The following is a 9,196-nucleotide window of genomic DNA, read 5'->3' on the forward strand; positions in this document are numbered from 1 at the left end:
GTGGGAGCATAACGCAGGCGTCACGCATGCCCTAACGAGTCCCCGGGAGCTGGCCACCGGTTTCAAGCGCATTGATGCGCGCGAGTATCTGTCGCCACTGTTGATAGCGATCCTGCACGCTGCCACTCAAACGAAACACACCGTCATCTACCTCAAGCACCGTTTCCAGGGACTCTCCGGAGAAACCTTTGACAAGCTCCCGAAGGTCTTCTTCCTGCATCTTCACTTTGCGATAACTCGTGTAAACCTGCTGCATCGCGGCGTATGAACCTCGACGAGCCGTTGACTTTCGCTCTGCTGCGGATATTCGATAATCATCACCAAAACGCATCAATTCATAGTTGTACTCACGCCAGAGTCCGTAGCTACCCTGCACCTCCCCGTGGAGATCTGCGTACTGCTCATCAACCGCATCGATGAACAAATCATCCTGACGTCGCACCCGAGATAAGCGTAGAAGCATAGGATCGCCATCAGCAGGAAAACTTGCGAGGGAGTGGCGGCCGTCGTCTGAGGTCGTCACGAAACGTGCAAATGTCGCCGGCGAGAGTTCTGCAGCAAAACGCATAAGAGACAAACGCTGCAGCGTCCGTCGACGCTCATCACTCAAGGAGCTGGCAATTGTCAGGAGATCATTGCTAATCGCGCGATAGATATCCTCAAAGGGTTCACTACCGGGCTTCACTGGATAGTCACCAAGCAGAGCCTCGTCACGATAGATCCGCTCCAAAAGTAAGCTGCCGTCGGCGGCACGGAAGCGCAACTGCAACTCTAGAACAGCGCCGTCTGCACGGAGAATTTCCCCATCCAGAGTCAGGGGCATAAACACATCATTTGAATGCACAACACGCACCACGCCCCAGGCGCCGCTATCTTCCAGATAGGAGGACAGAGTCACCGGGATGAGCAAAGATTCAGCTTTTCGCACTGTGGGAAAAACCCGAGCACCTTCGCTTCGATTATCCAAACCTTGATCAAACACCGCGATTCCCACATCGAGTGGCCAGGCTGATGCCGACGCGGTTTTTAATTGCACATTACCTACAGCCTGCGCGCGAGGCTCTGGCTCTGGCGGAGCTTCGGGCACCCCTCGGTTACTACTACAAGCCTGTAGCAGAACGGACACGAGAAAAACCCCCAGCAAAGAATGCTTCATTACTGTGCTTCGGTGGTGCATACCCGACCCCTTGTCAGCGTTTCAGTACAGCGATAGCCATTACTGCCGGGTGTATACCTCCGATAGACTCGACGCAGGGAGAAAGGCTCCGATACACCTCGAGAAAACAAGGTCGTCACAATGCCCAGGGTGCCCCCTGACGCCGAAGCCGATAGTCGGTGAACGATGTCCAGGCCATCCGGAAGGCGAATCTCAAAGACCAGTTGCTGCCCATCCCAAAAGCAACGTTCGCTACCTAAACCGTAATCAATCTGCTGGGGAGCGTCGGGGCCATAGTCACAACTCAAAGAAAAGTTACCCTCGCGTTCGACGCGAATAGCGATGCGACTCTGTTCAATTTCAAGGAGCTGAGACTCAGTAATAAACTCGGCCATTTGTGCCAACCCCAATAGACGTTCCTGTGAGGACGTGGGTGCTGCCCCTACTGTATTGCGACTGCGATCATTGGCATTGCGGGCAGCCTGCGCTCGCAAGCCCCGCACCATTGAATTGAATTGAGCCTGGAGATTATCGCTGCGAGCATAGTCGAGCTCCCAGTTCCCGGACATGTCGACGGGATCTGATTTAACCTGTTGCTGCACCGGCTGATCGGCGCAAGCGACAAGCAGCACAAGCAGCACAAACAGCGACGGCAGTATGAGGGCGCGACAAGCGCAAATTTTCATTGAGAGAAACATGGATATCCAAAGTGGTAACTGGCAATGTCCCTCGCAATCGTCGAGAGAGTAGGGATGCTGACACAGGCACCGAGCATCAACAAGGGCAACGATGCCTCCAATCTGGCAGAGAGGTATAATTCTGCCGCGCCCCGACCACTCTCAAATATCTGATCGTGAACCATCACCAGCACAGGAGGCACCGAAGTGTCGCATAGCTTTTATCCCCCACAACGCACGCTCATGGGCCCAGGCCCCTCAGATGTAGCGCCTCGCGTTTTGGCGGCCTTGTCACGGCCGACGATCGGTCACCTCGATCCTTTATTCGTGTCGCTCATGGATGATATCAAGCTGCTCCTGCAGTACGCCTTCCAGACCAAGAACGAACTCACATTGCCCGTATCTGCTCCCGGGTCCGCAGGAATGGAAGCCTGCTTTGTCAATCTACTGTCACCCGGCGACACAGCGATCGTCTGTCAGAACGGCGTGTTCGGTGGTCGCATGCGAGAGAATGTGGAGCGTTGCGGGGCGACTGCAATCATGGTCGAAGACGACTGGGGCAAGCCCGTAGACCCTGAAAAGGTTGAACGGGCTCTTCGGGATCACCCGGAAGCCTCGGTACTCGCCTTTGTCCATGCCGAAACGTCGACCGGAACTCGCAGCGACGCAGCCACGCTGTGCAAGCTGGCCAGAGAGCATGATGCTCTTGTCATCATGGACACAGTCACTTCGCTGGGAGGTATCGAGCTTAAAGTTGATGAATGGGGTGCTGACGCCGTCTATTCCGGATCCCAAAAATGTCTTTCCTGTGTGCCCGGCATCTCGCCGGTGACTTTTAGTCCTCGTGCGGTAGAACGCATTCAGGCGCGAAAACACAAAGTTCAGAGCTGGTTTCTGGATATGCAGTTAGTGATGGGCTACTGGGGTGGTGATAGCAAGCGTGCGTACCATCACACGGCCCCCGTAAACACGTTATACGCGCTTCATGAGACTCTGGTAATGCTGGAGGAAGAGGGTCTTGAGAACGCTATCACGAGACACCACAGGAACCATAAAGCACTGGTCGCAGGTCTGGAAGCCATGGGACTGCGCATGGCGGTCGATGAAGCCTGGCGACTACCCCAGCTGAATTCTGTGTGTATTCCTGAGGGTGTCGATGATGCTGGCGTAAGAACTCGCCTACTTCGCGATTTTGACTTGGAAATTGGTGCAGGCCTGGGAGCGCTCGCCGGTAAAACGTGGCGCATTGGCCTCATGGGACACGCCAGTCGCGAGCGTAACGTGATTCTTTGTCTAAATGCTTTGGAGACGGCTCTACAAGCCGACCATCAAAAGGTCGACAGCGGCGCCGCTTTGCAAGCAGCTGCGGATTTCTACGCTTCATCCATTAGTTGATTCACACTGACGAACCACCGGGTCCGGGGCTCCCCTATAACGGGAGACCCCGAATCATGGTCCATAGCCGACTCACAGTTTCAGCGCCTCGCTCGCGACTCACCAGATAACTCACGTGTTTACTATCCTGCGTCTCCGGATTCAGTTGAATGCTCCACAAGGGCCGAATCTCATTCGGCAGCAATGAATAACGGATGTCGATGATGCGGTTCGGAAAGTCCGGGTCCGCGGCAATATACCCCATGCTAAACCAGCGAAATCGCTCAACGTCTCTTGCCTGCAGGGAGTCTTTACCCAGCCAGGGAAAATCCCGCGCAATATCGAGGGCGGCTAGCACCTCGCCAGGGTACACAACCGGCTCCCTGCCAAGGCGCACAGCATCGACATAGTAGCGATCGTCATCCTCATAAATCGTTTTCCACAGCAATAGATTCGCAAAGCTCGGCTTAGCCTCAATCACTGCAGGCCTATGTCCTCGGCTGTGGGCAAGTTGCTGGGCTACTTCCTGAGCGGCATCTCGGGCCACGACACCCAGCGACAAATAGCCAACAACCCAGAACATTCCCACTAGGGCGGGCCAACGACGGTGGCTGAGTCGCGATGTGAGCACCAAAGCTATCAACGGAACAGTGAGCAAAGGATCAATTATTGACACATTGTTCCAAGCAAAACGCTGATCGGAGAAAGGCCAGAACAACAAAGTACCGTAGCTGGTACAAGCATCGAGTACCGCATGAGTCGCATAGCCCAGGGCCGTAAAAAAATAGACTTCCCGAAAGGCCCAGCCTCGCCGTAGGCCCACCGTTCCCCACAGCGTAAGCGCTACAATCGCGGCCCCCAGAGGAATGAATATCAGCGAATGAGTAAACTGCCGGTGATACTCCAAGAACAACAGTGGGTCATTCGCCGAGCGAATGATGACATCCAGATCCGGGGCCATACCCCCGGCAATGCCGCACAACATGGCAAGCCCTGTTTTGCCACGGCGCGCTACCGATTGCGGTAGAGCAGCGCCCAGCGCCCCTTGCGTTACAGGATCCATGCACACCTCATGTCACGGCTCACCTTTAAACAATCCTGCTCATGCACAACTCTCTCAGTCGATATCGAATCGATAGTAAAGATCAAAGGAACTCTCCAAGCGACTAACCACCTCAAGCCATAGGCGGGACCGCAGATATAGCCGTGCCGTCAATGCGTTCACCGGCTCATAAATTCCCAGACCGTAGCTCAGATACAATCTCTCGCCCACGTAGGCGCTGAAGGTTGCAGCCATATCATCGTCGCTGCCTTCCGCGCCCAGAGACACCCCGGACAAACCTGGAATCGAATTAAGCGACTCTAACGCACCGGACTGGTTGATCACCGATGCACCGAGAGAGAGCGCCATTGCCGTGCCATCAACCGCTGCGCCCGCATCAGGCCCTCTACCACGCAAAAGGTACGAAAGCGTGTCACGTTCGGACCTCACTGGGTCGGAGAATATTTCAAACACCGGCTCCTCCAGGCTTCCGCGAACATGGAAGCCAACGCGCAAGTCCTCCGCACGTATTCGCCGCTCAGCACTAAGGTTGAGCGCGGGGTTAAAAGGGTCACCGACAAATCCAACACTACCTTCGGTGAGGCGTAATACCTGACCATAGGCCCTCAGCTCGCCCCCCAACACCTGTAGATCGCCATAGAGTGCGGTCGGTAGCTTGGGCTGCAGATTGACCTTGAGATCTCCAGACAGAGTGGCCTCTAACTCCCGCGAGCGAAGGGTGAACCCCGGCTCAATCAGTGCACGGAGATCTACAGAGACATCGAATCGGCGCGGCGGCTCCTGAGGAAGATCTAAACGATAGAAATCCTTAGACACGGCGACCGCATTCTCAGACGGACCCGCATGCTGCAAGACGCCCTTGTGCACGGTAACCTCACCCTTGACTGCCAAGCTTTGGGTCGTGAGCGACATATCCAGGCGCGGTGAAACAGTTGCCTCAACGCCTACAGGCAGGCGCAAACGATTTCTCGTCCCCTCCAACTCAGCCTGCAGGGCTCCTCCGTCACAACATACGCCCGTCAGTGTCAAAGGCGCACCGCCAAGCATAGCGCTGCCATCGAGCGTGAAGCCGTCACCCGTGGCCTCAAGCAGTACACTCGCATCCGTGAGAGTCGTGGCGAAGTCGGGATGCGCTGCCCCTGCTCCATTCAAGGCGAGCCGCCCAAATAGTCGTGGGCTACTGCGTGAACCCGCTACAGTCATGTTGGCTTCGATACTTCCGCTACCGAGAGTCCACTCCGGCAATAAGTCATCCAGTGTCGCAAGATCAATGTCGGTAGCACGCAGCGTGCCAGCCAAGTCACCACCGTCCTCTCGCAATGTCACGTCAAGCGCACCCGCACGCTCAGAGCGTAAATCAAGAGACAGACTTTTGGCGTCCGAACGGAGATACCCCGACGCTCGCGCCTGCTCCCAACGTATGGGACTGGCTGTGCCCTCGTACATGTAGGGATCCAGAGACAGCAGATCAAAATCAAGGTCGAACGCGGCGTCGTCCAACGCGCCGTCTACCCACGCAAGGTCGAGTCTTCCGGCACCTTGGGCCTGCACAGAAAAAGGCTTGTCAGACATTGCCCCTTGCAGCTCTTCATCGACCTGTAATGCCAGGCCAAGACTCCCGCTTTGACCCACAACTGCGCTATCAGTGCAGGCACTATTTGACCGCCACTGCAGGCAAAATGCCTGCAACATGATCGACGCCTCACTTGCATCCCACTGGCCAGCCACAGCTTCGTTCGAACGCAGGGCTTCATCGCGAAAAAACAAAGCAAAGGGCTGTAGTAAAAAATTAGCGCCGCGCTCGGTCTGCCGCAAGGTCAGCTCCAAATCTCCACGGAGATCGCCTTCGCTTTTCAGGTTCAATTGGGTGGTGTCTCCTGGCTGCACTCTTGCACTCAGCGCAGAGATCACAAGCTCCTCCCCAGGCAAGCCTTCCGGTAAGCTCAATACGGCTTCCGCGCCCGGCGCACCCCCTCGCTCGTAAGAGAACGGCGTGCCATTGCGTGCTCCCGTGATTTTTCCTGCGGGGAGAATCGGAACATCACTGGCCCGAGCATCACCTTTGATAGACCAGCGGTTCAGACCTTCCTGAAGCTCAATATCCCCAAGAGTGATCGCAAAAGTCCGCGCCGGGTCGCTCACTGAAAATGCCAGGTCACCAGAACCTGAGACGACAATCTCCGGCTGGCCTGAACCTCGCGGCACTTGGAACTGATCCGCCTCGACAATCAACGTAGGCCTTAGAGACTCAAGGACCCCTAGACGACCTGACACCCGAAGGACCGGCCGCGAGGCATCACCTAAGCGTCCCTGGCTAAGCTGCCACGCCCCAAGTTTTTGCGCCAGTTGCAAGTCCAGCCATGCGGGTTCGTCAGTCAATCCGGCCCATTGCTGACGAAGTGCCAACTCCAGGTTTTTCGCATCGCGAATCTTTGACTCAAATAACAAAGGACCAACGGCGCTTACATCGGGATGAACATTCAGCTGAGGGACGAGCTCAACCAAACCTTCAAGGGAGCCTGCGGCTGTAATTAGCTCAGTTGGATCGCGGTCAATCTTAATATCTAGTGAGGGACTCCCCTCGATTGCTCGAACCTGCCCCTCCAGAAAATTCAACCCGCCCCTCAAGTTCAGAGAAAAGTTCTCGGCAAGGCTCTCGGGCCAACTTGGGATAGCTAGCGACTCAAAGACAACATCGGCCGCGACTTCCCATTGACCGCGCTTGCTTATCGCTCCCCCACCGCTCCACCGTGCGAGTTGATGCTCGGCAGAAAACTCTTCAATAAGCGCGCTGTTAAGCCCAATCTCACCGGCTAAAAGCAGCTTGCGAACCACGTCCTTGCGCGTTCCGCCATGAAACACAAACTCGTCTACAGTCAGTTGCTCAACGTCCAATAGCATGGGCAACCACGGCAGCGGTGCTTTAAGAGGCTCTTGGCTTGTCTCGCGATCGGAACCTGTTGTCGTCAAGGCGAGTGTGCGAACCGACGCTTCACGAATACACAAGGTGCTTCGTAACACGCAAGCCCAGTCCACACGAATCTGCAGATCATGTAGTTCTACGACAACTGTCTCGTCCGCATAGCGAAGCATGCCCAAAGACACCCCACTCCAAAGAGAACCTCCTGGGTTTTGCGTTTCAACAGGGAGTCGCGCTGCCAAGACGTTAAGCACCCAGCTCAGTCCTGAGCTGCTACTTACGATCCATAGAGGGAGCACCGGTATGAGAAGCAATATCCCAATGGCAAGGTAAGGCGCTAAGCGGCGCCTCAAAACTCAGCTCCGATGTTGACGTGTACCCGCCAAGAACCACCGCTGCGGGATACCGGGTTGGCGATCTCAAAGCGTAACGCTCCAACTGGGGACAGGTAGTGAATACCTATGCCAAGGCCCACGTTACTGTCGAAATCACCGCTATCAAAGGCGTCACCGGCATCCACAAAAACGGCGGCCCGCCACTGTTCATTGATATAACGCTGAAGCTCCAGCGAGCCCGTCAACAGGCGCGTACCGCCCACCACCAGCGAACTCTCAGGTTTCACGTTCGAGAATCCGACCGCGTTCACCTCACGCCCTACCGATTGATACGCGAACCCACGAATACTGTTATCGCCCCCTGCAAAGAACGCGAGGGACGGTGGAAGCTCCTGCGCTTTGTCAGAGCTGCTCCAAAGCATGCCCGCCTCAACTCTCCCCACTACGCGCCAGCGCTCACCTAAAGCGCGCAAGCCCGTTACAGTTCCGTAGAGCCGCACTAGATCTTCATCCGAGCCCAGATCGGCCGAGGCTCCTTCTATACTGTAGAACTGGCTCACGCCTCGATTGGGGTCAACAGCATTACCTCGCCGATAGCGCGAGGACACACTGGCCCCGGCGAGTAGAAATTTGGCGTCAAAGTCGTCATTAAAAACCCCCCACTGCTCATCGAGCGCACGCAACTGAACACCTCGCACTTTCGGGCCCTTGGTCCGCTCTCTGCTTACCCGAAACTCACGCTGCTGGCTCTCCAAACCCCCAAACTCGTTATCTTCCAGACGCCCGATCAACTGCAAAACATCGTTTGCCGGATCATCCAGGGGAATGCTGTAAGTTACCCGTGCCTGTGGGTTAACCGGTGACCAGCGCACAGCGGTTTCTTGACTATGGCCCCAACGATTGAGGCGGGGACTTTGCCAGGTAAGCGACAAACGCTGCTTTGTATCGGTACTAAACCCCACACCCAATTCGTAACTATGGCTAGATGCAGGCGTCAGGGCGACACGTATCGGGACATCCGGATAAACTCGCTCTGGCAACTGGGGAATTACGGTTACACTGCCAAAGTAGCCAAGGCGAAGAAGGCGCTGACGAAGGTCGAGCAACAGTTTTTGCTCATAAGGTGCCCCCGACTCAAAGGGCAGAAGTCGGTCGAGTAACTCCCGATCAATGATTGAGTCATCCACCGTAATCGAACCAAAGCGGTAGCGACGCCCGGCGTCAAAGACCAATGACAAGGCTGCCTGCTGTCTACCAACATCGAGCTCTACGCGACTCTCAGGGAACTCCGCATCGAAATAACCGCGCCGACGCGCCAGCTGCAATAACTCTCGTTTTAACGTTTCGTAGCGCCCATGGTGCGCTCTATCCCCCACTTTGGGAGACTGGGCCTCAATCACTGCGGTGAGACTTGTATCTTGTTCGCCCTCGCCCAGAACGATCACCGAGACGGCGGTATACCGCAGCGGCTCCCCAGCTTGCACGACAATGCTCGCCATCCAGGGGCTTTTGTTGCGGTCCACTTGCAGGTCGATTGCGTGGTCGTAAAAACCCAAAGCTTCAAGCGCTTGTGCCACGAGCCCGGGGGCTGTATTCAAAAACTGTTCCGCAGCAGAGTTTTTCTTCGGCGGTTCCCCGAGATAGGCGCGTATGTTTTCTCTAGCCTCCTGA

General features: G+C 55.9%; 6 protein-coding genes. 1 reads left to right on the forward strand and 5 read right to left on the reverse strand.

Annotation, left to right across the window (positions count from 1 at the left end):
• Positions 1 to 31: 31 nt before the first annotated feature.
• Together ACI9KD_RS09740 and ACI9KD_RS09745 are read right to left on the reverse strand one after the other, a co-directional pair.
• Positions 32 to 1,156: a hypothetical protein gene (locus ACI9KD_RS09740; protein ID WP_414980975.1), complete on the reverse strand. Its 1,125-nt coding sequence runs from the start codon at positions 1,154 to 1,156 to the stop codon at positions 32 to 34.
• A complete protein-coding gene (locus tag ACI9KD_RS09745; RefSeq protein WP_414980976.1) occupies positions 1,156 to 1,842 on the reverse strand; it encodes a hypothetical protein in 687 nt (228 codons plus the stop codon). Before ACI9KD_RS09745 ends, ACI9KD_RS09740 begins: the two co-directional genes overlap by 1 nt.
• A gap of 234 nt (positions 1,843 to 2,076) precedes the next feature.
• Here ACI9KD_RS09745 and ACI9KD_RS09750 point away from each other — a divergent pair, with 234 nt between their 5' ends.
• Positions 2,077 to 3,228 carry a pyridoxal-phosphate-dependent aminotransferase family protein gene (locus tag ACI9KD_RS09750; protein ID WP_414980980.1) on the forward strand — a complete coding sequence of 384 codons (1,152 nt, stop codon included), beginning with the start codon at positions 2,077 to 2,079 and terminating at the stop codon, positions 3,226 to 3,228.
• A 34-nt stretch (positions 3,229 to 3,262) separates the two neighbouring features.
• Here ACI9KD_RS09750 and ACI9KD_RS09755 read toward each other — a convergent pair whose 3' ends face one another.
• The 3 genes from ACI9KD_RS09755 to ACI9KD_RS09765 all read right to left on the reverse strand — a co-directional run.
• Positions 3,263 to 4,270, reverse strand: coding sequence for a metal-dependent hydrolase (locus tag ACI9KD_RS09755; protein WP_414980977.1), 1,008 nt, complete (start codon positions 4,268 to 4,270; stop codon positions 3,263 to 3,265).
• A 54-nt stretch (positions 4,271 to 4,324) separates the two neighbouring features.
• Positions 4,325 to 7,543 (reverse strand): translocation/assembly module TamB domain-containing protein, encoded by a 3,219-nt coding sequence (locus tag ACI9KD_RS09760; RefSeq protein WP_414980978.1) that lies wholly within the window; start codon positions 7,541 to 7,543, stop codon positions 4,325 to 4,327.
• On the reverse strand, positions 7,540 to 9,196 hold a 1,657-nt coding region (locus ACI9KD_RS09765; protein WP_414980979.1), incomplete at its 5' end, for an autotransporter assembly complex protein TamA. The genes ACI9KD_RS09765 and ACI9KD_RS09760, both read right to left, overlap by 4 nt.

The sequence above is a fragment of the Congregibacter sp. genome, from assembly GCF_047617445.1.
Taxonomy (GTDB): domain Bacteria; phylum Pseudomonadota; class Gammaproteobacteria; order Pseudomonadales; family Halieaceae; genus Congregibacter.

Excerpts from the sequence above, each read along its gene's own strand:
- ACI9KD_RS09745 (WP_414980976.1), bottom strand. The coding sequence starts at position 1,842 with ATGAAAATTTGCGCTTGTCGCGCCCTCATACTGCCGTCGCTGTTTGTG.
- ACI9KD_RS09755 (WP_414980977.1), bottom strand. The coding sequence starts at position 4,270 with ATGGATCCTGTAACGCAAGGGGCGCTGGGCGCTGCTCTACCGCAATCG.
- ACI9KD_RS09740 (WP_414980975.1), bottom strand. The coding sequence starts at position 1,156 with ATGAAGCATTCTTTGCTGGGGGTTTTTCTCGTGTCCGTTCTGCTACAG.
- ACI9KD_RS09750 (WP_414980980.1), top strand. The coding sequence starts at position 2,077 with ATGGGCCCAGGCCCCTCAGATGTAGCGCCTCGCGTTTTGGCGGCCTTG.